This is a genomic window from Bdellovibrio sp. BIS2 (assembly GCF_055398295.1).
The window spans coordinates 1,791,717-1,816,893 of sequence record NZ_AP035879.1 but is presented as its reverse complement, the minus strand read 5'-3'; the positions used below and the strand labels follow the sequence as shown (position 1 = coordinate 1,816,893).

General features: G+C 50.8%; 21 protein-coding genes. 13 read left to right on the top strand and 8 right to left on the bottom strand.

Annotation, left to right across the window (positions count from 1 at the left end):
- Window position 1: 1 nt before the first annotated feature.
- The 3 genes from ACZ520_RS08685 to ACZ520_RS08675 all read right to left on the bottom strand — a co-directional run bounded on the left by ACZ520_RS08685 (window position 2) and on the right by ACZ520_RS08675 (window position 4,740).
- Complete coding sequence (locus ACZ520_RS08685; protein WP_088565360.1) at window positions 2-1,099, bottom strand: TIGR04552 family protein; 1,098 nt, start codon at window positions 1,097-1,099, stop codon at window positions 2-4.
- A gap of 45 nt (window positions 1,100-1,144) precedes the next feature.
- Window positions 1,145-1,819 (bottom strand): hypothetical protein, encoded by a 675-nt coding sequence (locus ACZ520_RS08680; protein WP_088565361.1) that lies wholly within the window; start codon window positions 1,817-1,819, stop codon window positions 1,145-1,147.
- Between the two features lie 230 nt (window positions 1,820-2,049).
- On the bottom strand, window positions 2,050-4,740 hold the full coding sequence (locus ACZ520_RS08675; RefSeq protein ID WP_464128201.1) for a zinc-dependent metalloprotease: 2,691 nt from the start codon (window positions 4,738-4,740) through the stop codon (window positions 2,050-2,052).
- Between the two features lie 120 nt (window positions 4,741-4,860).
- Here ACZ520_RS08675 and ACZ520_RS08670 point away from each other — a divergent pair, with 120 nt between their 5' ends.
- The 5 genes from ACZ520_RS08670 (at window position 4,861) to ACZ520_RS08650 (ending at window position 8,849) form a co-directional block, all read left to right on the top strand.
- Window positions 4,861-6,219 (top strand): peptide MFS transporter, encoded by a 1,359-nt coding sequence (locus ACZ520_RS08670; RefSeq protein WP_088565363.1) that lies wholly within the window; start codon window positions 4,861-4,863, stop codon window positions 6,217-6,219.
- 72 nt (window positions 6,220-6,291) lie between these two features.
- A complete protein-coding gene (locus ACZ520_RS08665; RefSeq protein WP_088565364.1) occupies window positions 6,292-6,495 on the top strand; it encodes a CPXCG motif-containing cysteine-rich protein in 204 nt (67 codons plus the stop codon).
- A 36-nt stretch (window positions 6,496-6,531) separates the two neighbouring features.
- Complete coding sequence (locus ACZ520_RS08660; protein WP_088565365.1) at window positions 6,532-7,083, top strand: GNAT family N-acetyltransferase; 552 nt, start codon at window positions 6,532-6,534, stop codon at window positions 7,081-7,083.
- Between the two features lie 8 nt (window positions 7,084-7,091).
- Window positions 7,092-8,264 (top strand): NAD(P)/FAD-dependent oxidoreductase, encoded by a 1,173-nt coding sequence (locus ACZ520_RS08655; RefSeq protein ID WP_464128196.1) that lies wholly within the window; start codon window positions 7,092-7,094, stop codon window positions 8,262-8,264.
- A gap of 195 nt (window positions 8,265-8,459) precedes the next feature.
- Window positions 8,460-8,849 carry a hypothetical protein gene (locus ACZ520_RS08650; protein ID WP_417869368.1) on the top strand — a complete coding sequence of 130 codons (390 nt, stop codon included), beginning with the start codon at window positions 8,460-8,462 and terminating at the stop codon, window positions 8,847-8,849.
- Window positions 8,850-8,968: 119 nt separating this feature from the next.
- On the opposite strand, the gene ACZ520_RS08645 is transcribed toward ACZ520_RS08650, so the two are convergent.
- Both ACZ520_RS08645 and ACZ520_RS08640 read right to left on the bottom strand, forming a co-directional pair.
- Window positions 8,969-11,122 carry a 3-hydroxyacyl-CoA dehydrogenase NAD-binding domain-containing protein gene (locus tag ACZ520_RS08645; protein WP_088565367.1) on the bottom strand — a complete coding sequence of 718 codons (2,154 nt, stop codon included), beginning with the start codon at window positions 11,120-11,122 and terminating at the stop codon, window positions 8,969-8,971.
- Window positions 11,123-11,362: 240 nt separating this feature from the next.
- The gene (locus tag ACZ520_RS08640) at window positions 11,363-12,706 is read right to left on the bottom strand and encodes a thiolase family protein (RefSeq protein ID WP_416480733.1); all 1,344 of its coding nucleotides are present in this window, start codon (window positions 12,704-12,706) and stop codon (window positions 11,363-11,365) included.
- A 376-nt stretch (window positions 12,707-13,082) separates the two neighbouring features.
- Here ACZ520_RS08640 and ACZ520_RS08635 point away from each other — a divergent pair, with 376 nt between their 5' ends.
- The 5 genes from ACZ520_RS08635 (at window position 13,083) to ACZ520_RS08615 (ending at window position 19,498) form a co-directional block, all read left to right on the top strand.
- A complete protein-coding gene (locus ACZ520_RS08635) occupies window positions 13,083-15,413 on the top strand; it encodes an NADP-dependent malic enzyme (protein WP_416480734.1) in 2,331 nt (776 codons plus the stop codon).
- Entirely contained in the window at window positions 15,400-16,518 is a 1,119-nt protein-coding gene (gene chrA / locus ACZ520_RS08630; protein WP_464128191.1) for a chromate efflux transporter, read from the top strand. Before ACZ520_RS08635 ends, chrA begins: the two co-directional genes overlap by 14 nt.
- Window positions 16,519-16,579: 61 nt before the next feature.
- A complete protein-coding gene (hflX, locus tag ACZ520_RS08625) occupies window positions 16,580-17,845 on the top strand; it encodes a GTPase HflX (RefSeq protein ID WP_011164291.1) in 1,266 nt (421 codons plus the stop codon).
- Window positions 17,846-17,951: 106 nt separating this feature from the next.
- On the top strand, window positions 17,952-19,100 hold the full coding sequence (locus tag ACZ520_RS08620) for a hypothetical protein (protein ID WP_464128188.1): 1,149 nt from the start codon (window positions 17,952-17,954) through the stop codon (window positions 19,098-19,100).
- Window positions 19,088-19,498, top strand: coding sequence for a hypothetical protein (locus tag ACZ520_RS08615; RefSeq protein ID WP_088565370.1), 411 nt, complete (start codon window positions 19,088-19,090; stop codon window positions 19,496-19,498). Before ACZ520_RS08620 ends, ACZ520_RS08615 begins: the two co-directional genes overlap by 13 nt.
- 10 nt (window positions 19,499-19,508) lie before the next feature.
- On the opposite strand, the gene ACZ520_RS08610 is transcribed toward ACZ520_RS08615, so the two are convergent.
- From ACZ520_RS08610 to ACZ520_RS08600, 3 genes are all read right to left on the bottom strand, one after another.
- Window positions 19,509-21,338, bottom strand: a complete 1,830-nt coding sequence (locus tag ACZ520_RS08610) for a response regulator (RefSeq protein WP_464128185.1) — start codon at window positions 21,336-21,338, stop codon at window positions 19,509-19,511.
- Between the two features lie 350 nt (window positions 21,339-21,688).
- Complete coding sequence (locus ACZ520_RS08605) at window positions 21,689-22,120, bottom strand: acyl-CoA thioesterase (RefSeq protein ID WP_464128182.1); 432 nt, start codon at window positions 22,118-22,120, stop codon at window positions 21,689-21,691.
- Between the two features lie 121 nt (window positions 22,121-22,241).
- Entirely contained in the window at window positions 22,242-22,631 is a 390-nt protein-coding gene (locus tag ACZ520_RS08600; protein WP_011164286.1) for a helix-turn-helix domain-containing protein, read from the bottom strand.
- A gap of 209 nt (window positions 22,632-22,840) precedes the next feature.
- On the opposite strand from ACZ520_RS08600, the gene ACZ520_RS08595 reads away from it, so the two are divergent.
- Genes ACZ520_RS08595 through ACZ520_RS08585 form a run of 3 tightly spaced genes read left to right on the top strand, consistent with a single transcriptional unit; the run spans window position 22,841 to window position 25,176 of the window.
- A complete protein-coding gene (locus tag ACZ520_RS08595; protein ID WP_088565371.1) occupies window positions 22,841-23,266 on the top strand; it encodes a response regulator in 426 nt (141 codons plus the stop codon).
- Window positions 23,267-23,287: 21 nt separating this feature from the next.
- Window positions 23,288-23,788, top strand: coding sequence for a chemotaxis protein CheX (locus ACZ520_RS08590; protein ID WP_088565372.1), 501 nt, complete (start codon window positions 23,288-23,290; stop codon window positions 23,786-23,788).
- On the top strand, window positions 23,785-25,176 hold the full coding sequence (locus ACZ520_RS08585; protein WP_088565373.1) for an HD-GYP domain-containing protein: 1,392 nt from the start codon (window positions 23,785-23,787) through the stop codon (window positions 25,174-25,176). The genes ACZ520_RS08590 and ACZ520_RS08585 overlap by 4 nt, the downstream gene beginning before the upstream one ends.
- Window position 25,177: the final 1 nt, after the last annotated feature.

Sequence of the window (25,177 nt, the reverse complement as noted above, 5' to 3'; positions counted from 1 at the left end):
ATTAACCTGGATCCGGGAACAAACGCTTTCTGGCGGCTGTTCGTTGACGTTCCTTATAAGCCTGATGTTCGCTGGGACCGGACAAAATACGATCGTGCGCGGACTTGTCCATGATCTGAACCTCGAACGGATAGAAGAAGCTGAAAGCCTCTTTGCCCCCTTGAGGTTTGATATGAATCAGCTTACGGGAAATGAATTTGATAAATTTATAATCCTGCCCAGAAAAGAAATTCTCTTTGCGCAGGAACTTGGCGTTGTCGCCCTCTTCGATCAGCTTTTGATCGAAGGCCTCTTGAATGCTCTTTTCATCCAGAGTGTCCAGACGATGGGAAAGATCGTCACACACACTCATAAACAGATTCACCGGGTAAAGATTGTTCGAGCTTTGATCCGGCATGATGTGCGGGAAGCTGATGATGTCCTCTTTGATCAGGAAGCGCACGACCTGGAAAGAATCAAACAGATTGCGGGTCACAAAGCGAACACCCAGCTTGTCAAAGATCTTCATCGCCAAAGCGTCGGGCTTTGCCAGAAGTTTGATCACGGTGCTGGAAGATGTTTTGAACGGCTTGACTTCAAAACCCATCAGCTCGACCTGATCCAATTGATCGGTGGGACTTTTCATAAACGTGCGATGGGTGTTTCCGTCATGCAAAATACAGTTCTGGAACGGGGTCAGAATCTGGGACTGGATTTCTTCAGAGAATGAACTGAACAGGTCATTTTCAGCATGCACAAAGACGTGCATGCAGCGGATGATCGCACAGGCCCAGCGCTGCAGTTGCTGTTCTTCCGGGTTCTGAGAGCTTGCAAAAATCAAAAGCTGGCGGATGTCGCCCAGTTTTTTACGATCCCGGAAAACTTCCGGAAGGTCCGTGTCCTGAAAACCCAGCTTTTCCAGCATTAACACCAAAGCACGACGGTGGAAGTACCACAGTCTTTCCAGGTCATCTTCGCGGGTGATATCAAAGCCATAGCTTAAAAGGAAGGAACTGGCAGCCTCGAGGGTGTGAATATTCAGCCTTGGGATATCGATGGCTGAATGTCCTCCGACAACGGAGTCTAAAATGGATGATTCGAAAATGAAACGTTGAGGCATTCCCCTATCTTCAAACTCGATAGGGGGTGAAGCAAGACGCGGCGCTTATTTGATCAAGGAACAAGCATACATGCGGAAGCTGCCCAGAGTACCGCTGGTTGGCTGGTAACCAGCAACCGCTGTGTAGTTCTGGTAGTAAACAGTGCCTTCGGCGATGCTGTTATCGTAAGCACCTTGGAAGATGATCTCACCATAACCGTCTCTGAACTTAACCTGGAATTGACGCGTGTTGCGATCAATCATGCCCTCAGAAGCCTGAGAGAAGGACACAGAGTAAGGCTGGATCACCTGACCGTTGTAGACCTGATTCGCATAAGAGTCGAAGATCTTGATCAACATATTGGATTCAGCCGCAACCAGGCTGCCCGCGCTGTCAAACTTGAAGGTCGCAAACAGATCCACACCGGTTCTGTCGTTGATGTTACCACTTACAGAGCCCAATGATTGTGGGTCCAAAGTAGCGGAAACAAAGTTCTTCACCTGAGTTTCGAATTGAGGGGAAGCATACTGATCAAAGATTTTACCGGCGGAGGAAGTACCGCAAGTACCACTTGCCGTCGTTCCACCCTGACTGACACCACCGCCAGAAGTTGTTCCGGTGTTGGTTGTGCGGCCTGCGACGCGAACAGAGCTGCTATCCTTCTTGGCACATGCACTGAGGGAAAGAACCGCCAGCAGCAGAACACCCAGCATTTTATTTTTAAAGATAGAGTTTGTCATAATCGCCTCCTACATATCCCTAAGGCAAGAGGTGGACCAGCCGTGCCAATGCTATATTGGATCTGGCACCCATTTTTCGTTTCGCGCTGATACGAAGAAGCCAAGGGCGCCATTTCAGGGAATCAGGCGCAAAAACTTTCGACAGTCCCCGGACCGCGTCTCGCTTTGAGACAAATAAAAAAGGCCGGTGCAATGCCGGCCTTTCTGGGAAGTCACTCTATATATAGAGGCTATTGAATCTTGCTAAGGACGTTTAGAACTTCGATCTCCGCCTTCAACCAGGCCGCGGCTGCGGCATCCACCAGACCGCTGGTTAGCAGACGCTGTGGCAGTGTGTTCAAATTCGCCTCGGTCACAGGATCCAAAGACGGATCAATTTCAATCAAAAGACCTGCGATCTTTTGCAACTGTTCAGAGCGGGCTTTCGCCACACGCAAAGTCATATCAAAGCGCAAACCTTGGGAAGACAACAGCTTGCCGAAGTAAGCCTTTTCATCGGCCTTCAGCCAGGAATACGGCAAAGTCACCTCTTTGGAAAGCCCCGGGCCCAGTTTCACAACAATCGTGCCCGTCGCCGCCTGAGCCAGATCCAGATACAGCGCCGTCAGAGATTCCGCTTCAGATTCGTCCAGCAGATTCTGACCCAGCACCGAGGTCACGACGGATTTCGCGCCATTGGCGTCTTCCACCACTTCGTTCATTTTTGGCAAAAGCGCTGCGCCGGCCACAAGCAGAACCTTGTCATTCACCGGACGAATGCTGTCCATGAACTTCAGGATCTTTCGTTGTTGAGCATCGCTCAGAGCATACTCACGCCCCCCCAGAGTTTTCCCCTGAGCCAGGTAAGGAGCGGCTTTCAGCTCATCAATCTGCTGATCCAGCCACTTCATATTGATGTTGCCCTTTTTATCACGCATCAACCCGTTCAACAAAGCGGCATAACCGCCCGCCTCTTTCAGGGAGGCCGCACGCTCTTTCATCAACTGTTCATCCAGCCCCAGACGCGCATACATGATCTTGCCGGTTTTCACCGCCGTCAAAGAGGCAAAGCTGGCTGCCGGCTGGCTGGCCTTGGTGCTGTCAAAAAGAACCTGAGAAACAAAGGACAGATCGATATTGGCACGGCCCCATTTTACGGTATCAGCCAAAACCGCATCCAGATCACGAACCACACCCGGCTTGTCCGCCGGATACATGCGTCCGATGATAGAAGCAAAAAGAACTTTCACCAGATCATCACGCTCATCCACCGCATCCAGATACTTGCGCAGCAATGGGTTGTTGCCAGCATCAAAACGCTCACAGCCATAAATCTGCAAACCTTGAGAGTTCGCCACGGCAATATCGTCATCCGTGCAATAAAGGCTGACTTTTTCATCCAAAGCGGTGTTGTTATCAGAATAGGCCCAGTCCATCGCCATCTTGTCATAAGAAAGCGCCGCATACTTGATACGACCCGACATCAGGATGTCATCGATACCACTGACATAGTCCATGATACTGGTGGAAGTTTCCAGGCCCTGGTGATTGGGATCACGCAGGTAAGTTTTTGCCGACTCATAGATTTCCTGAGTGGAAACCTTCGCAGAGGAGGAGCCCGCAAAGTTATGGCGCAGTCCCAGCGCATGCCCCAGCTCGTGAGCCACTGTCGCACGCACGCTGTCCTGAGCCAGTCTGAGGCGTTGAGAATCCCCCGCTTCACGGGCGATTTTGTTTAACGCATTCAAGGACTCCGTCAGATCACAGGCAATGGCCCCTGCTGCCACCACCGGCACATCACCATTGAGTTTCACCAGATCGGCCGAGCCCACAGACGTGAACACAGAAGGCATAAACACCTGAGCGCGCAAAAGCTCGCCCGTCAATGGATCGGACTGACCAATTGCATAGGCCGCCCCGGAATCAAGCCAGGGAATCCAGCGCACGATGATGCTGCGATCTTCCGGTTTGGCGTCCACAGGAACACCGCTCACCACTTGAATCACATCACGGCCAAAGACTTTGTTCCAGTAAAGCGCCCCTTCGGTCACCGCGGCCAGATAGTCCTCTGGAACCGCTTCAGAAATGCGCACCTTGATCGGGCCCTTTTCAGGGGAAATATCCCACTTGGTGATCAGATTCGTCATTTCCTTGCTGTAGCCCATCTTACGGTATTTGGTAACGAAGAAACCCACACGGCGTGAGCTGTCGTATTCTTTGGCCTTGAAGTTCTTGGAAAGATCATAGGCGCGGATCTGAATGTTCATATTCAGAGTTTCTTCGCGCGGCTCGTGGTTCAGGGATTTGTCAGAACCGACCTTGATGTTGTCGCTGCGGATCTTGGACAACTGATTCAGCTCGATGTTCTTTTCATCAAACTTGATCCCGGTCACAAAAGAGTCAATCACTGGCAAAGACGCCAATGAGCTGTCGGTCAGATCCACATTTCCACGAGGTGCATCAACGTCATAGGAACGCTGAAGGACAAAACTTTTAAGACCCTGTCCCCAATCAAACGTGATGGATGTTGCGTCTTCCGAGATCACTTCGAAGCTCTGAATCAGATTCACGGTGCGGATTTCAGAATAAATGCTGTTGTAGTTTTCACCGATCAACGCCAGACGGTTGCCGGATTTTTCAAAGCTCACCACCAGAGGTTTCAGGTCATACCACTGCGGTGTCATGCCGGAAGTGATACCGGAAGCCATCAGCAGGAAGATCTTACCCAAAGAGCTTTTTTGAATGGTCACACAGGAAGCCTGTTTGCACGCGGCATTTGCCGGGATGTCAGCGGGGTTACTGAAGGTGCTCAGAGAGTTTGCCGGAGCCTGCTTAGCCTGGATGATTTGATCCAGAGGCTTTGCCTCGAACTGGGTGCAGGCGGAAAGAAGCGTCGAAGAAAGCAATGCGCCCACAACCAGGATATTCTTATTAACTGCCATGAATGGCCCCCCTAAAACTGATGCATTTAATTTCAGTGCATTTATGCCAAATAGTTGCCAAGATCAAAAGAGTTCTGAAAAAAAGAAAATTGCAATGTTCATTACATTGACAGGAGTTTCATGGGAGCAAATTCCACCACCTTCATGGGGCATCCACGAGGACTTTTTACACTCTTCTTCACTGAGATGTGGGAGAGATTCTCATATTACGGCATGAGAGTGCTTCTGGTGCTTTACATGACTCAGTACCTGTTCCTGGAAGCTCAGCACGGCAAAGAAATTTGGGGCTTTGCGACCCTTAAATCCGTTCTGGGTTACTTCTATGGCGAGATGTCCGTTCAGGCGATGTCGTCCCAAATTTACGGGCTGTATACGGGCCTTGTTTATTTTACACCCTTTTTCGGCGGAATTATCGCTGATCGCTTCATCGGACAGCGCCGTTCGGTGTATATCGGTGGCTTTTTGATGGCCATCGGCCACTTCCTGATGGCGGTGGAAAGCCTGTTCTTCCCGGCTTTGCTTTTCCTGATTGTCGGGAACGGGTTCTTTAAACCCAACATCTCCACCCAAGTGGGCGGCCTCTATGCCCAGGGCGACAACCGCCGCGACGGAGCTTACACGATATTCTATATGGGCATCAACCTGGGGGCGATTTTGTCGCCGCTGATCTGCGGAACTCTGGGGCAAAAAGTCGGCTGGCACTGGGGCTTTGGTGCGGCAGGCGTGGGCATGCTTTTGTCCATGGCCATTTACCACTTTGGCGGAAAGCACCTGCCGGAAACCGAGCACAAAAAATCCATCAAGGAAGTCGAAGCCACCGCTCACAAGCCGATGACCCGTGAAGAATGGACCCGCACCATCGCTTTGACCTTCCTGTGTATGGTGACGATCTTCTTCTGGGGTGTTTACGAACAACAGGGCAACACCATGCAGTTGTGGGCGGATCAACAGACCGACTGGAACTTCTTCGGTTGGGAGATCCCCTCGACCTGGTATCAAAGTTTCAATCCGCTGGTGATCGTGCTGTTTGCGCCGCTTTTGGACCGTTTCTGGGCATGGCAGGCCAAGTTCGGCAAAGCTCCTTCCACCGTCACGAAGATGGCCTTGGGTTGCGTGCTGGGCGCGGTGGCTTTGGTGGTGATGTACTTCGCGGCAAAAATCGTGGGCGGCGGCCAGGGCTCGGTGATGTGGCTCTTGGGTTCGACCTTCCTGCTGACGATGGCGGAACTTTACATTTCCCCTATCGGCCTTTCTGTGGTGACGAAAGTTTCTCCGGCCAAGATTGTGTCGATGATGATGGGGGTGTGGTTCCTGGCGGCGTTCTTTGGAAACTACGTCGCGGGTTACGTGGGAATGTTCTATGAGACCATGGGGAAAGACCAGTTCTGGCTGCTGCTTGCAGTCTTAAGTCTGATCCCCGGAGTTTTGTTCTTTGCCTGTCATAAATTCCTGACCCAAGCCCTGGGGAAAGAGATTTAGCTACTGTTTTTTAGCAGGCCTTCTTTGCTTGTTCATTGAGATTTCAGACAATGAGGAAAGAAAGAAGGCCCTATGGACTATAAAGTCATCTGCCCGCACTGCCGGGAAAAATTTGCGATGACCCTTTACCATGAGGACGGCGACGATCAGGAATTTATCTATGACTGCGAAGTGTGCTGCCACCCTATTGCCATTCAGGCACACTGGGACCCGGAGCATCGTCGATTCTCCCTGAACGTCGGTCGCGGCGAAGGCTATGACGAAATGCCCATATAACTTGACCCCGTTTTCGGGATATGAGTTTATGGGGGCATGAAACTGCGCCCGCTGGAACTGACTGATCTGCCTCTGGTGAAAGCTTTTACCGATTCTACAATCGGCCTGGGTTATTTTTCCGAAAGCGAACTGCAGGACTGTTATCAGAAATCCCAATCAAAAGGTGTGATGTGCTCTTTTGTGCTGGTCGATGATCAGAATCAAATCAAGGGCTTCCGTTTGGCTTACCCTCCCGGGGCCTGGAGCAAAGGCAAAGGCTCTAAACTGCACCCGGAACTTTGGAATGTACCGCTGGAAAGTGCGGCTTATTTCCAAAGTCTTTTCATTGCTCCGGATGTCCAGGGCGGCGGTTGGGGACCAAAGCTGTCTGATGCCGCGTTAGAATGTTTCCGCAAGCTGGGCGCCAAGGCCGTGGTGACCCACGCGTGGAAAGAATCCCCGAACAATTCCTCGATCCGTTATCTGACGAAATATGGTTTCACCAGTGTGGCGACACACCCGAATTACTGGATAGATGTTGACTACACCTGCATCCGCGACGGCAAACCCTGCCGTTGTACCGCCGAAGAAATGATCAAGTATCTTTAAGGACTTTTATGAGTATCTCGCTGTGGCTCGATCAATCCGCCTCCCAAAAACCAAAACAGTTTGATGTCGTCATCGTGGGTGCCGGCATTGCCGGCCTTTCCACGGCGTACTGGCTGGAAAAAGAAAATCCTTCGATAAAAATCGCCCTTCTTGAAAAACACCGCGTGGCCTTCGGGGCCTCGGGCCGCAATGCAGGCTTTGTGACCTGCGGGTCGACGGAACACTTCATGAAACTGCAGGAACAATTCGGCTTGGAAAAAGCCGCCGAGATCTGGAAGTTTTCTGAAGAAAACCGCCGTCTGCTGTTGGAGGAAATCATCGGCAAAGACCTGGATGCCGTCGATTTCCGCCACACGGGATCCTGCACAGTGGCCCCGAGCGCCGCCCATTGGGAAAAATATCAGAAGGCAGCCCGGACCATGCGCTCGGTCGGCATTGACGTTGTGGAAGTGGGACCTGCGGAAATGGAGCGCGACTATGGCGTGACGGGCTTTGACGGCGGCATCCAGTACACGGGGGATGGCTATGTCCATCCGGTAAAGCTGCTTGAAAAACTGCGTGCTCGCTTGAAGGCTGAAATCTTTGAAAGCACGGAAGTGTTCTCGGTGGTTCACCAAGGCCAAGGCCATGTGCTGCAAACCGATCGCGATCTGTTCAGCGCACCGAAAGTGCTTTTAACTTTGAATGCGTATTTGCCTTTGGTGGCGCCCGAGTTTACAAACCTGATTCGGCCCGGCCGCGGGCAGATTCTGGTCACAGAGCCGCTGCCAGCCTTCGTCAAAGGCCCTTGTTATCTGACGAAGCATCTTTGTTATTTCCGCCAGCTCCCCACCGGCCATCTGTTGATTGGGGGCTTTAGAAATCTGTCGGTTGAAACAGAAAACACCTGGACTGATGCGACCACACCATTGATTCAGCAAGCTTTGATTGATTTTGTGCGCAGCCATTTCAAGCACGGCAATGACGCGCGCATTGCCTATCAGTGGTCCGGTATCATGGGGTATTCCCCGGATGGCCAGATGATGATTGGCGAAGTTCCAAATCGTCAGGGACTGCATGTGATGGCGGGATGTTCAGGACACGGCATGGGACTTAGCTTCCATGCTGCCAAGGTGCTGGCGGAAAGCCTTTCCGGCAAAGAAATTCCGGAACACCTAAGATTATCGCGATTCTCTTTTTAGAACCTCTTTTTAGATTCTATATTTAGATTCTATATTTAGATTCTCTTTTGATTTATTGTTTAATGGGACGACTACAGATTCTGAGGCCTCATCTCACCTTTTTGCTCTGCGACGTCGCAGCGACGACGGAGCGCAGCCATTGACTTATCAATAGGTCGACTTAAGACTATTCATGTAAAAAACAAAAGGAGATCCATGAAACTGCTAGGATTGGCTTTACTAATGGCGAGCAGCTCAGCTTTTGCATCCACCAACGGCTATGATTTAAAAATGCATTTGTCTCTTAATGGCAAACATATTTCTTCTCCCCGAATCATCGTAAAGGCGGGAGAAACTGCCACCATTACCCAGAAAACAAATACTGAGGAAACCTTTATCGAGGTTGTCGCCACCGAAGGTGAGATTCAAAACAACAAAGGCATCTTAATGAACTTGGTCGTTGGAACCATTGGTCGCGATGGAAAACGCACCGTCATTTCCAAGCCTCAAATCCTTACAAAAGAAAACAGCCCCGCTTCCATTCAAGTCAGTGGCAAAGACGGTGAAGTGTCCCTGTCAGTTGTAGCGAAGAGAAGAACACTTTAAATCGCAACAAAAAATCTGTATTCTCAATCAGACCAGCTCTCAGAACAAAAAAGCCTCCAATTGTATTGGAGGCTTTTTTTCGCTCACTCATTCAGCTCTTTTACCAAACACAACAGTATCTATTTATAGAACTTGCTGTTTGATTTCGCCATGTTCGTCAGCGGAGTCGCTGGCTTCAGGCGGGCTGCCTTGCGGCTGGAGGCGTACATCGCCAGCTGGTCGGCCACATACTGAGTGCCGATGCTGTCCGTGTACTTCATCAGACCACCACGGAACGGCGGGAAACCCGTACCCATGATCATCGCCAGATCCACTTCGTGTGGAGTTTCCACAATGCGGTCTTCAACCAGCGCCAAAGAGCACTCGTTGATCATCGCAAAGACACCACGCTCGATGCATTCTTTGGAATCATACGGATTGGTAGGCTGCCCCAGACCCAATGCCGCGTAAACTGTTTGGTCTACGGCACCACGTTTGCCATCTTCGCTGTAAGTGTAGAAACCTTTGCCGTTCTTACGACCCAGGCGACCGGAATTACCCAAAGCCTCCATACAAGGAGCAAGCTCAATGCGTTCGCCGAAAGCTTTTTTGAAGATTTTAAGAACCTTCAAGCAAACATCCAAACCAACTTCATCCATCAACTCAAATGGACCCATCGGCATACCGAATTCTTTTACGTAAACTTTGTCGACGAATTCGATGCTCATGCCTTCCTGAAGCAAGAACGCCGCTTCACCCATGTAAGGAAGAAGCAAACGGTTCACCAGGAAGCCCGGACCGTCTTTCACCACCACCGGCATTTTGCCCATTTTCTTGGACAGCTCATAGATAGTGGCAATGGTTTCATCGGAAGTCTTTTCACCACGGATGACCTCGATCAAAGGCATTTTATTCACCGGATTGAAGAAGTGCATACCCGCGAAGTATTCTGGACGCGGATGACCTTTGGCCATTTCAGTCACTGACAGCGAGCTTGTATTGGTCGCGATAATGGCATCAGGACGCATTTGACCCGCGCATTCGCCGATCACTTTTTGTTTAATGCCCATATCTTCAACGATGGCTTCAACAACAACATCCAGATTTTTGAAACCTGCATAATCCGTGGAAACAGACACCAGATCCATTTTTTGCTGGAACTGATACTTGTCGATGGATTTTCTTTTCACCAGTTTCATCCAAAGATCGCTGGCGTGTTTCAAACCCTTACCCAGCGCATCGGTATTCAAGTCCTTCATGCGAACCTGAATGCCCTTGTCGGCCGCCACGTAGGCGATACCGCCACCCATGGTACCAGCACCCAAAACACCCAGACCTTTCACATCGCGTGGTTTCACATCCACACCCGGAACGCCGTTTTGTTTCTTCACCATCTCGGTTAGATAAAACACATGGATCAGGTTTTTGGAAATATCCGTCACACCCAATTTACAGAAACCTTCACGCTCTACACGCAAAGCCGCTTCACGATCAGACATACCATAAGTTTTCTGAATCACTTCCAAAGCCTGCAAAGGCGCTGGATAGTGACCTTTCGTCGCCTTAAGTACACCCTCACGGGCTTTCTTAAACACAATGCCGCGACCCAAAGCGCTTTCCAAAATCACATTCACAGCGCCTTGTGGCTTGAATGTTTTACGGCGTTTTTTAGCGCCATCCGCGATGATTTCTTTCGCCCATTTCAAAGAGAAGGACTCAAGCAGGTTCGGGTGAACGACTTTGTCCACAAGACCGATTTTAAGAGCCTTTTTGGAATTCACAGACTTACCAGCCAGAATGATATCCAAAGCCGCCTGCAAACCAATCACGCGAGGCATACGGATACAACCACCAAAACCAGGCAAGATCCCCAATTGAATCTCTGGCAGACCAATTTTCGTGGAAGAATCCTCAGAAGCAATACGGTAGTCACAAGCAAGGATGAATTCACAACCCCCACCCATACAAGCCCCGTTCACAGCCGCGATCGTCGGCATCGGCAGGTCTTCAACCATACTGATAACTTCCTGACCACCCTTCACGGCAGCTTCAAATTCTTCAGCCTTGGTCATACTCTTGATTTCTTCAATATCCGCACCAGCAATAAAGATCTTGGGCTTATTGGATTTGAAAATCACAGCCTTGTAAGAGGACTTCTTCAACTCCTCAACAACTTCCTTAAGGCGCATCATCACCGGCGTAGAGAACTTATTAACCTTCTCCCCAACCAGATCAAACTCAACAACAGCAACCTCACCCTGAGGAACAATTTTAATACTTTCCTGAATAGACATTCTGAAAACTCCTAAGTTGCAAATCTAAAAACATTCTTAAAAAATCACACAACAATCAGTCCTTGCGAGCCCACTCAAAGAAACCCTCCGAAGCCCCTGAGGGCTGGAGTTCGGATCCGGAGTCGGCAGCAAGTTCCGCAGCAGCTCATCCCAACGGGATGGCGTCCGCGAGGACTGTCCGAAGCTGCCGAGGCCGGAGCCGGGCTCCAGCCCTCAGGGGCTTCGGTACCGAGGGCTTCTTTAGCCTTCGTTCTCAAGGATCATGGATCCGCCTTGACCGCCACCGATACACAAAGTCGCCAGACCAAACTGGGTGTTTCTGCGTTTCATTTCTTTGGCCAAAGTCAGAACGATACGGGTGCCTGTTGCGCCCACCGGGTGACCCAGGGCAATCGCTCCACCGTTGACATTCAGAATATCATCACGGATTTCACCAATCTTGGAAGACAATCCCAATTTTTCCTGTCCGAATTTGTCAGAATCAAATGCCTTTTGGCAGGAAAGAACCTGAGCCGCGAAAGCTTCGTTCAACTCCACCAGGCCGATATCTTTCATGGAAAGGCCTGCACGCTTCAACGCCACCGGAGTGGAGTAAACCGGGCCCAGGCCCATGCGCTCAGGCTCCAGCCCTGCAAACCCGTAAGAACGGATGGTCGCCAGGGGCTTGTAACCCAGCGCTTCGGCTTTTTCACGGGACATCATCAACACCATTGCGGCCCCATCCGTGATCGGGCAGGAATTCCCCGCCGTGATAGAGCCCGTGGCTTTATCAAAGAACGGCTTCAGTTTCGCCAGTGCTTCCATAGTTTGATTATCACGAGGACCGATGTCTTCGCTGATCACTTCTTTGTATTCAGGAGCCAGATACACCGGAGCGATCTCTTCACGCATACGGCCCTCTTTCATGGCTTTGGACGCCAGTTGGTGAGAGCGCAGAGCAAACTTGTCTTGAGTTTCGCGGGACAAGCCCCACTCTTTTGCCAGAATCTCGGCGGTTTGCCCCATGTTGATGCCGACAAAAGGATCCGTCAGACCCATCATCACGGAAATCACCGGGAAGTATTCATCGCGCATGTTACCGGACAACAAAGCTTTGATCTGCTTTACGTCCGCTTTGAACAGGGACCACAACAAAGGCAACGCTTGCTTCGGGCCTTTGGCAGCAAAAAGTTTTTCGTAGATTTCCTGGAACTTTTTCGGAGGCAGCGTCGGCATCTGGGACATGTTTTCAGTCCCGCCCGCCAGGATCACATCCATTGTTCCGGATTTAATTTTCTCATAACCGTTGGAAATGGATTCCAGTGCAGAGGCACAGTTTCTGTGAACTGTGTACGCTGAGGTTTTCAGAGGAATACCGGCGTTCAATGCCACCACGCGAGAGATGTTCACCGCATCTGCCGGGTTGCCGGTGTTCCCGATGATCACTTCATCAACAAGGTTCACATCCAGATTTGTCTGGGCAATAACTTGTTTCAAAGCGACTTTACCCAATTCTGCCGGGTGTACTTTTTTAAGTTTTGTTCCTGCTTTCGCGAAGGGAGTGCGAACACCTTCTACAAGAACAACATCACGTGGTGATTTCATGAACAGTCTCCTTAGTTGTATAAACCATTAAAATGATATGTCTTTTCGGCAGTTCCACCAAATAGTAAAAGGGCCGTTCTGGATCTCCCCCCGAAGCAATCCCGTCAGAGGCTTTTGGTCTAGGAACAGCAAAGGCCCGCGCATCGCGGCTTTTCCGGAATTACTAGAAATAATGCTCTAAAAGTGAGCAGTTTTCGCTCGGAGAAATATTTTTTAGCCCCAAGGCTCAGCGCGCCAAGTTCCCCATTCATTGACCCACCTCACCCCCCTCGGTAGAGTAATGGCACTTGTAACTGGACTCCCGCTAACCCATTGAAATGGGTCGTAAAATCCCTGGCTTCGGGAGCCCAAAAACTGCAACACCAAAGGAGCATCCTTGGAAACTAAAACTGAAACCAAAACCGGCACCACGAACTTCGACCAAGAAGCCCTGCTGTACCACCAGCAAGGCAAACCGGGAAAAATCGAAGTCATCTCTTCCAAACCCTGCGCAACGGAAAAAGACCTTTCTTTGGCCTACTCTCCGGGCGTGGCAGCGCCATGTAAGGCCATCGCCAAGGATCCGGCAAAGGTTTATGACTACACGGCCAAAGGCAATCTGGTTGCGGTTATCTCCAATGGAACTGCGGTTCTGGGTTTGGGTAACATCGGTCCTGCGGCCGGCAAGCCCGTGATGGAAGGCAAAGGCATCTTGTTCAAACAATTTGCCGGCATTGACGTCTTTGACATTGAAGTTGCGGCCACTGATGTCGACACTTTCTGCAATGCTGTTCGCGTTCTGGAACCGACCTTCGGTGGTATCAACCTTGAAGACATCAAAGCGCCTGAGTGCTTTGAAATCGAAGAGCGTTTGAAAAAAGAAATGAACATCCCGGTTTTCCACGATGACCAGCACGGAACCGCGATTGTGTCCGGTGCCGCACTTTTGAATGCGTGTTCTATCACCAACCGCAAAATGGAAGACATGCGCATCGTTGTGAACGGTGCCGGGGCTTCTGCGAACTCCTGCGCGAAGATCTTTATCGCATTGGGTGCTCGCCGTGAAAACATCATCATGTGCGATTCTCAAGGTGTTATCTACAAAGGCCGCACGGCCGGCATGAACAAGTACAAAGAATACTTCGCTTCTGAAACAGAAGCCCGCACGCTGACTGAAGCTTTGCGTGGGGCGGATGTCTTTGTCGGCCTTTCTGTGGCCGGCGCTTTGACACCGGAAATGCTGAAGGATATGGCCAAAGACCCTATCATCTTTGCCATGGCAAATCCGGAGCCGGAAATCACTCCAGACAAGGCTCGCGCGGCACGTCCGGACGCCATTATCGCCACCGGTCGCTCTGATTATCCGAACCAGGTGAACAACGTTCTGGGCTTCCCGTCCATCTTCCGCGGCGCTTTGGACACTCGTTCCACTCAGATCAATGAAGAAATGAAACTGGCCGCCGTTCACGCTTTGGCGAAGCTGGCGCGCATGGATGTTCCGGATAAAGTTTCTGCCACTTACGGCGGGAAAAGCTTTAAATTCGGTCGCGACTACCTGATCCCCAAGCCATTCGACACCCGTGTTTTGTTGTGGGTGGCACCGGAAGTGGCGAAAGCGGCAATGAAGTCCGGAGTGGCAACTCGTGCCATCGAAGACTGGGATCAATACCGTGAGTCTTTGGAGGCGCAACAGGGCCCTTCCAAGGTCTTCATCCGCTCAGCGATCAACCGCGTGCACCAGAATTCTGAAGCCAACGGTGGCGAATTGCCTCGCATTGTCTTCCCGGAAGGCACCAGCACCAAGGTTTTGAAGGCTTTGGCGACTTTGGTTGAAGAAAGAATCTGCCAGCCGATTTTGCTGGGTTACCCAGAGCGCGTGAAAGAAAAAATCAAGGCTTTGGACATTCCTCTTTTGAATGATGTTCAGATTGTTCACCCGTCTTCTCATCCGAAGTATTTCAGCTTCGTTGAAAAGCTGTATTCTTTGCGCCAGCGCAAAGGCATCAACCTGGGTGAAGCCGAACGTCTGATGGCAGACCCGAATTACTTCGCGGCGATGATGGTTAACATGGGCGAAGCAGACGGTATGGTCAGCGGCTCCTCCATCAACTATGCCGATGCGGTTCGTCCGATTTTGCAAACTATCGGCACTTACAAAGAAGGCATCCCGGCGGGTCTGAACTTTGTCTTGCTTGAAGACAAGTTCCTGGTTCTGGCCGACACGACCGTGAACTTCAATCCAACTGCAGAACAGTGTGCGCAAATCGCATTGCAGGCAGCCAAGATTGTTGAGTACTTCGGCATCGAGCCTCGCGTGGCGATGCTGAGCTATTCCAACTTCAGCGGCGCAGAAGGCACTCCTCGCAAAATGAAAAAAGCGGCGGAAATCGCCCGCACGCTGCGCCCGGATCTGATGATCGAAGGTGACATGCAGGCAGACACAGCGGTGAATCCAGAGATCATGGAACGCCTGTTCCCGTTCTCCGGACTTAAAGGTGGCGCGAACGTTCTGGTCTTCCCGAATCTGGAATCTTCGAACATTGCCTACAAGCTGATTCAGCAAATCGGCAAAGCGGAAGTGATCGGTCCATTCCTGACAGGTGTTCGCCGTTCTGCCAACGTTCTGCAAAGAACCACAACCGTGGATGGCATCGTGAATTCCGTGGTCTTCACGGCCCTGGAAGCACAGTTCATCAAGGACGCCCTGAAAGCCCGTGGCAAAAAGTAGTCCGGAACACTCTCAAGGGTCTCTTTGGGAGCTTGCCTGGATTTTTCTTAAGCTGGGAGCCACCTCTTTTGGTGGCCCCGCTGCGCACATTTCCATGATGGAAGAAGAGTTCGTCCATCGCCGTCAATGGGTGTCCCGCCCCGATTTTCTGGAACTTCTGGCGCTGTCCAATCTGATTCCCGGTCCCAATTCAACTGAACTTGCCATTCACATTGGCTATCGCCGCGGCGGCTGGAAAGGCCTGGGGATCGCAGGGATCTGCTTTATTCTGCCCGCTTTTTTGATTGTCACATTGATCGCCGCCTTTTACGTGCACTATGCAAAACTTCCGCAAATGGAAAGCTTCCTGACCGGAGTCAAAGCCGTGGTGCTGGCCGTGATTCTTCAGGCCGCCTCCAGATTTTTGCTCAGTCTTTTCAAAATAGAGTCCTTCTGTCGGGAAAGTCTTCACACTTTAAGATCCCGCTCGTCCCTGTTCACGCTTTTGCTGGTGGTGATTTCGGCTTTTTTACATTCCGCAGGCATGGCGGAAATTCCATTATTGGTGGCCGGAGGAATTCTGGCTTTGCCGCTTTTAAAAACCAACGGCCGTCTTTGGGACGCGGGCGGGCTTTTCTGGGTGTTTTTCAAAGTGGGCTCGGTTCTGTTTGGCAGCGGTTACGTCCTGCTCAGTTTTTTGAAAACTGAACTGATTGAAAAACGCAGTTGGCTGACGGAAACCCAGTTGATGGATGCCATCGCCGTGGGGCAGTTCACCCCCGGTCCGGTGTTCACCACCGCCAGTTTTATAGGCTATCTGCTGCAAGGCCCCACCGGAGCCGTCATTGCCACAGTGGGGATTTTCCTGCCGGCGTTCGTCTTTGTTGCCCTGAGCATTCCGGCCTATCGGTGGATGAAAAACTCTGAAGCCCTGAAGCAGTTCCTGCAGGGGGTTGTGGCGGTTTCGGTGGGATTGTTGTTTTCCACTTTGGTGCAATTGGGGCGGGACTCGCTCACCACCCCCCTGTCGTGGGGAATCTTTTTGGTGAGTCTGGTTTTACTGCGTCGACGCCTTCCCAGCGCAGCTTTGATTCTTGCTGGCGGAATCCTGACTTTACTTCTGTAAATTTAACTTTGTGCCCACCTCTGACCGTGCTAAAATTAAGACCAAGGGAGGGTTTTCCTGATTGAATAATCAAGCCCAAGTCAAAGACCAGGATAGAGCGATCGTCATTGGTGTCGGCCTCAAGACCGAGCCCCTTACTGAAATCAAAGAAAATCTGCTGGAACTTGAAGAGCTGGTTTCTGCCGCTGGCGGCGAAGTCGTGGGCTCTATCATTCAGGTTCTTCCGCAATGGAACCCGGCGACCCTGATTGGCACCGGAAAAGTTGAGGAAGTGGCTGAAATGGTTCGCGACAGCGGAGCGACGATTGTGGTGATGGACCACCAGCTTTCGGGTGTGCAGCAACGAAACTTGCAGCAAATTGTGAAAGCCCGCGTGATTGACCGCAATCAGTTGATTCTGGATATCTTCGCGCAGCGTGCACAGACCTTTGAAGGAAAACTTCAAGTGGAACTTGCACAGCTTTTGGATCAAATGCCCCGCAACGTCGGTGCTTGGCTTGATTCCCTGTCCCGTCAAGGTGGTGGTATCGGCACCCGAGGCCCGGGTGAAACCGCTCTGGAAAACGACCGTCGTCGCATCCGTGAGCGCGTGGCGCTTATTAAGAAAAAACTTGAAAGTGTGCGCCAAAACCGCGCACAACACAGACAATCCCGTCGTCGTCACGAAATCCCGTCCTTCGCGCTGGTGGGTTACACCAACTCTGGAAAAAGCTCGATCCTGAACCGCCTGACCGGCGCTCAGGTGATGACGAAGAACCAGGTCTTTGCGACGTTGGACCCTACAACCCGCAAGATCTTCCTGCCCGATGCGCCCCCTGCTGTCGTGACCGACACCGTGGGATTCATCCGTAAATTGCCGACACAACTGATCGAGGCCTTTAAAGCAACACTTGAAGAGTCCTCGGAAGCCGACGTGCTTTTGCACGTGGTGGATCTGTCTTCGCCAAACATGGAACGACAAATCGAAGTGGTTGAAGCTTTGATTAAAGAATTCAACTGGCAGGATAAAAAGATCATCCACGTCTTTAATAAATGTGATGTCGCACCTTTGGAGCGACAATTCCGAGTAAAGGCTTATCCTCGCGTGTTCGTCAGCGCCCTGACCGGTCAGGGTATGGAGCAGTTGAAAAAACTCATGGCCCAGACCGTGAGCGAAATGCAGCAGGACGTGCAGCTTTACTTCCCACGCGCAGAAGAATACAAAATCTTTGATTTGGGCCGTGAAGCCCAGATCCTGCGCAAAGAGACCGCCACCGAAGGCACAGTCTGCTACACCCAATTGACCCCGACCCTGATTAATAGATGGAAGGATTATCTGGTAAAGTAAGCGCCGGAACACATATTTGAGATAACTCACAAAAACCCCGGGACCTATGTCCTGGGGTTTTCTTTTTTAAGCTCATCCCTTCCACAATCCCGCCGATAAGCCTGAAGTGAGACAGCTTAAAGTTCCTTTTCTTATAGCGGCCTTTTTTTACTCTGTGGCTTTTGAAGCCATGGCGGCACCTCAATGCGTGAACGACAAAGCTGGCACCAAAGGCGTCTCTAATCAGGAGATCAATCAATCCCTGATCCAGGCCACAGATCCCCTGACCCAGGCCTTTGCTTACACCAATTTCGAAGCGTCGCAAAAAGCGGGTTACGTCGTGGCCTGCGAACTGGAAGATCGCTTTAAGTCTTTAAAGAAAACCACGAAGGACATTGCGAAGGTCACCAAAGCCCAAAGCAATGTCAAAGCCATCCGCCGCGAGTGCATCGAAGCATCCCTGCAGCGTGAAGTCGGAAATCAGGGTTATAGCTGCCTGAAAGACACTCCGAAAAAATTTGAAAATGCCGGAAAATCAGCGCCTTGCCTGAATTCCTCCACGGTGGACTTTATCGAGTATTCCTTGAATCAGGCGCTGAACTGCATGTCTTCAGACCGCACGCCGATTGATCCGCGTTTCATTCTTAAAAAAATCAACAATGAAACCGCGTTTAATTTCTACATCGCCTATAACGGCGGCGTGGGCATGGGACAACTGACCTCCAATCCGGTGAAAGAACTGGCCGGCTGGAAAGAGGACGGAGAATTCATTGAAGGCAATGGTCGCAACATTCTGGAAACTTTGATGAAGAGCCAGAACCCGGCCTGCAAACCATTCCGCGATATCATGAAGGATGACCTGGTCAATCCCCCGCCTCGCCCCGGCAGTCCGAAAAACTACTGCACCTGGGTCAGTCCCGGCAAAGGGGTGGCAAGAAATCTGATCTATTCCCTGGGCTATTACGTGCATGTGCGCGACAGCATTGTGAAACCGGCCCTGGCCGCGCGTGCGGGAAGACTTGCCGCGAATCAGGATGTACTGAACTATCTGACCTTGGTGGCTTATGGGCCGCAAGGACCTGCCGAAGCCAAATCATTGATTCGAAAACTGCGCCTTTCCAACACCACCCCTCCGGGCGACGCCGTTTCCAAGATCATCAAAAACAATTCCTATGTTCGTCAGACCGAAGTGAAAATGAACGAACTGCTGGATCAGTATAAACCCGGAGTGCCTCACACCCCGGCCGACAAAAAGGGCGATACATGTTTAAAATAGCATTAGCCCTGACAGTGCTGACCGCCCAGGCCACACCTCTAAAAAACACCGACGACTTTCTTAAAGAGTCGCAAGCCGCTTTTGAAAAGGCCTCAAAGGAAACAACCTTTGAGAAAAAAAGCACTGTTTTAAAGGCTCTGGAAAAATCATTTGAAGCGACTTTGAATCAGTACGAAAAAACCAATCCCACAGAAGGTGACGACAAGGAGCAGGACGTGGCCCGCCTGTTCTACACCCTGGAGCCGGCATTTGAGCTGGCCAAACTGAAAGAAAAAACCAAAAAAGACTGCGCCCGAAAAAAGCAGGATGTCCTGACTGGCGACAACCAGCCCGACGACGCCCCGACCAGCCCAAATGCGAAGGAAGCCCTTCGCTGGATCGAACTTCTTTGCAAATAAAAAGGCTGATTTAAGTCAGCCTCAAGTGAGACTGGATGGATTGAAGCAAAAGCTTCGAGTTGATGGGCTTGGTCAGATGGTCAGCAAAGCCGGCGGCAAAAGCGCGGTCGCGGTCTTCCTTCATGGCGTGCGCGGTCAATGCGATGATAGGCCCCTGGAACCCCTGCTTGCGCAGTCCGGATAAAGTGCCAAAGCCATCCAGACCCGGCATCTGAATGTCCATCAACACCAGATCATATTGTTGTTTAAAGGCCTGATTCAAAGCCTCTTCGCCACTTTCAGCTTCGGTGACATCAAGGCCCGCACCACTCAGAATTTTCGTTATAAGTTCGCGGTTGTCCGCCGAATCGTCGACCGCAAGCACCCGGACACCGACCAAAGGATTTTGCACCTGCCCGTCCGAGCCCTCCGCGGTGACTGCCGCCCCTGGCATGGCATCTTCGGCCTCGAATGAAAACTCAAAGGTGCTGCCCTGATGAGGTTCGCAGCGGGAAACGTACACATCACCCCCCAGAGCTCTTGCCAGATTCCTGGAAAGAGCCAGCCCCAACCCCGTTCCACCAAAGCGACGGGTTGAAGTGGCATCCGCTTGCGTGAAGGGCTGGAAAAGACGATCCGCCTGCTCTTTCGTCATCCCAATGCCGGTGTCTTCGATAATGAAGGTGATTTTTCGGCGCGTCTTATCCACCCGCTCGGCCCGGCAGGAAACCTTCACCGAACCCTTCAATGTGAACTTGATGGCGTTGCCAATAAGATTCACCAGAACCTGACGGATACGGACGACGTCTGACAGGACAACCAGATTGCCGATTTCAGCCAAGTCATAATTCAGGTAGATGTTCTTGCGTGAAGCCTGATCAAAGAACATGGTCAGAACTTCCTGCAGCAGTTTTTTCAGTCTTACCGGCGACTTGTCGATTTCAAATTTACCCGCTTCGATTTTGGACAGATCCAGAATGTCATCAATGATCCGGGTCAGCGACATACCATTGCGATGAATGATCTCGAAGTACTTTCGTCTGTCGGCCTCATCAAGATCCTGCGTGCCGATGATTTCTGCAAACCCCAGAATCGCCCCCAAAGGAGTGCGGATTTCGTGGGACATGTTTGCCAGAAACGCCGACTTGGCCTGATTGGCATTTTCCGCAGCATCTTTTGCCGCCTGCAACGCGCGCTCTGCCAGCACTTGTTCGGTCACATTATTCGCAGCAAGAACAAGCCCTTCGATTTCATCGTTAAAGTCAAAGATGGGCTGATAAACCACGTCGACAAAGACTGAAAACTCAACCCCATCGGCACGGCGGTCACGAACCTCAAAATTTTTAGCTTCGAAAACTTTTCCCGTACGATAAATCTCATCCAACTGTGCAATCAGTCCGATTTCTTCCGTTTTAGGGAAAACATCTTTTATCCTTTGCCCGGTGACATCACAATCCCCAAGAAACAAATCCCGGTAAGAGTCATTCGTCATCGCAAACCGGTGTTCGGGGCCCTCCAGCACCGCCATGGCAATCGGGGCTTTTTCCAGAATAGAGCGTAATTTTCTGCGCTCGGCCCGCACTTCCTGATTGGATCGGGCCAAACTTTCCTCGGCCGCTTGATTCCGTTTAACGGAAACTGTCGTATCCAGAATCGTACACAGCATCCCCGAAATTTTTCCCTCGGAATTAAATAACGGGGAATTGCCGTAGGTATAATAGTTCCCCTGAGGCTTGCCATCGACCACGATGTCAAATTGCACGTCAGACGCCAGCACCACGCCACCGGATTCAACGGTGCTTGCAATGGCATCCACCTGATCCCAAACTTCAGGCCACACTTCACGCAAAGGCGAACCCAAAGCCCGTGGATGTCGATGTTTTAAAATTGGAATATAAGCGTCATTATAAAAGACCCGTCGTTCAGGGCCCCAAGTGCAGTACATCCCGACCGGGCAACTAAATACAATGCGAAGAGAATTGATAAGACCGGAATCCCATTTTTCGATGGGACCAAGCTCTGTCCGGGACCAGTCAAAAGCCAACGTGGCCCGAACCATGAGACTGGTATTTGCGTATTCGCCAAATGGATTAACCGGATATTCTGACCCCACAGTATTTTCTACCCCAGGGCCTGTCTATTTCATAGCCTTTTTTAGATAGACATCCTCGTGTTCATGACGATGCACATAAGGATGTTTTTCTACATGAATTACCTAGTTTTATTCTGCAAACGAATCTCGCGGCGTTTTTTCGCCTGCTCAAAGCGGCGTTTGTCGTCCTCAGATTCCAACACCAACCCTGGAACTTCGGTTGGTTTTCCCATAGAACCCAAAGCCACGAAAGTCAGATACGCCGAAGCCGTATGGAAAGTTTCACCCGTTTTCGGGTTTTCGGCATCGACACGAACGCCGACTTCCATCGAAGTACGTGAAGTGTAGTTCACACTCGCCTTCAGATTCACCACCCAGCCTTTATAGACGGGCGCCACAAAATCCAGACGGTCAATGCTGGCTGTGACAGTTTCCTTGTTACAATGTCGTTGAGAGCAGATCGCGGCGCAGATATCGATCCAGGACATGATCGTTCCGCCGAAGACACTTCCCAAAGAGTTGGTATGGGAAGGAAGAACCAGTTGAGTCATTACCACTTGAGATGCTGATACGGGTTTTGAAGCAGCCAAGGTGCAGCCCCTTTCTAAAAAAACAAAGCGCAGGTCTGTGTCTCCACATCCTGCGCCTTAGAATCAATCTAATCAATAAAGATTAGATGCCGCCCATACCAATATCGGAGTTACCGCCACGGTTCAAACCGCTACCTGGTAGAGTTGTAGTGCCTGCAACAGTCGCAGATCCAGCCGGGATCGTTTGAGTTGCATTGTTGTTGAATGCAGTCGCAGCAGCCGCCTGGTTGTTGTTCTCAGCGCGAACTTCCGTTTCAACGAAGCCCAGGTGAGGCAAGCACCATACGATCAACTGTGCACGAGACTTCACATTCATTTTTTTGTAGATGTTTGTGAGGTGAAATTTAACTGTTTTCTCAGTTACAAAAAGCTGGTTCGCAACTTCCTTGTTGGACAAGCCTTTAGACACAAGTTCAGCAACTTCTGCCTCTCTATTTGAAAGACCTTTTTGAATCAGGACATCTCTGAGCATCCTTGCTCCCTCCCGCTAATTGTTTTTGTTTTTAAATCCGTCTAAACCTTCAACGCCACCCAGGACTCATGTCCAAAAGTAGCCTCGACCACCTGTAATAAAGTCTGACAACAAAAACTGAAATTCGCAATAGCTTTGGACTCTAGTTTTAAAAAACTAGACCGATAAGCATGAGGATTTTACACAGTTTCCAACATTCAGGAGATATTATGTTTCCCACAAATACAAAGTTTTTGGTCGTTGATGACTTCGCAACTATGCGAAAAATCATTAAAAAAGTGCTAAATGAGCTTGGCTACACCAACGTAGAGGAAGCTGATGACGGTAAAACCGCCCTGCCTATGATCCAGGCCGCCCATGATGCAGGCCAGCCTTACGGCTTTGTCATTTCGGACTGGAATATGCCCGGAATGCAGGGTATCGACCTTTTGAAGGCCTGCAAGGCCGACCCTCGCACTAAGTCTGTGCCCTTTATGCTGGTGACTGCAGAGTCCGAGCAAAAGCACATCCTGGAAGCAGCCAAAGCCGGTGTTTCTGACTATGTGGTTAAACCGTTCAACTCTGCCACTTTGAAAGGCAAGATGGAACGTGTTTGGGCTAAGCACAACCCTTCCACACAAGCAAAAGCTTCCTAAGCCTTGGGTCTGGAGAAATAAATGTCTGCAGCACCAAAAGAAGCTATTAATCCCCTGTTTGACAAGCGTCTGATCAATGCTTTCGTGGAAGGCGTTATCAAGACCCTGAAAACCATCGCTCAAACCGATGCCACACCTGGAAAACCCTTCATTGAGCCGCAATTCGTGCTTAAAGGGGAAATCGCCGGCATGGTCGGCATGGTGGCGCCGCCTCTGAAAGGCACTTTGCTGATCTCTTACGGCAAAGACAGTATCTTCCACATTCTTGAGAACATGCTGGGCGAAAAACATACCACCATCAATGGTGAGGTGTCCGACGCCGTTGGTGAAATGACCAACATGATTTACGGTTCTGCCAAGACAACTTTGAATCAACTGGGATACAACTTCGAGATGGCAATTCCAACCGTGATTTCCGGTGATTTCAAGATCACCCACGCTGACAAAGGTGCCACGCTCGTCATTCCCTTCAACCTGACGAACGGCTCCACTTTCTATGTGGAGATTTCGGTGCAGCAATGAGTTCCGCTTCAGGAAAGACGGTTGATGTTCTCATCGGGAGTCCCCGTGACTCCTTCTGGGAAGCCATCACCTCTGTCCTGAAGGGTTACTATCCGTACCAGCTCAAGCATTTCAAATCCATCGACGAAGCCCTCGATCACGGCACTTCCGAAAATTTCAAACCTATCTTAGCTCTCGTCGACGGACAAGACGGCACCAATCTGACCAATGAATGGGTGCAGTCCACCAAAATGAATTATCCCGACTGCCCGGTCATCGTGCTGCACTCTTCCGCCGCCCCTTTGGATTTCAACATCGTCAAGAAAAACGGCGCTGACGAGATCATGCACATCAACTTCGACCGCGAATTCATTTCCGACATGGTTCTGCAACTGGCCCCTATCGAAATGGAAGGCGATCAGATTCCGATCACGGCTTTAATGCCCGTGGATCTGCGTGATATGGATGCTGACACCAATATCAACTTTGATGTCTATGTACACCTGCCTGCGAATCATCGCTCTGTGATGATGAGAAAGGCCGGCGACGTGGTCGATCAAAAACATCTGGACAAGTTCAATGCCCTAAAACAGCAGATGTACATCAAAAAGACCCAGATGAAACCGTTCTTTGAATACGCCCGCACGGTGATGAGCATGCGCAACATGCCGATGCCCATCTCAATGACGGAAAAATTCCACCGTTCCAAAAAAGTCATCTATGAAATCATGGCCCAGTTCCTGAATGGTGCCTCCACGGACTATTCCGAAGGAAAAGTGATCCTCGACAAATGCAAATCCATCGTTGCCGACTTTGAACTGACCAAAGATCTTCCCCCGCAGGAGATCTTTGATGAGGTCTTCCGTTTTTCAGGCAATGTGCGCACCATGTATCACGACTGCATCTGTCTGTCCGCCTATGCCGCTTACTTCGCCCAGCTTCTGGGCTGGAGCATGGAAAAGCGTGAAGCCGCCGCCATCGCCGGGCTTTTGCACAATATCGGCCTGTCTCAGATGCCCGTCAGCGTCGGCACCAAACCCGTGAAAGACTATTCCCCGGAAGAGATTTCCCAGTATCATCTTTACCCGGAGCGCTCGGTGGTGATGGTGAAGGCCAAAAAAGTGCCGCTGCCGCAGGAAATCGCCGAAGCCATCGGTCAGCACCGCGAAAACGGCACCGGCACAGGCTTCCCTAAAAAACTTTTGAGTGGGGATATTTCCGATTTTGGAAAACTGCTGGGCTTTGCCTATCGTTTCCACGAAATGACCGCCCTGACCGAAGGCGGAAAACAAGCCCGCACGGCCACACAGGCCATTCAGGACCTGCGCGATGAAGCCCTGTCGGGATCCGGCAACATCGATCTGCTGATGACCACGAATATTTTCAAAAAATGGAAGCCGGCAGCCTGAA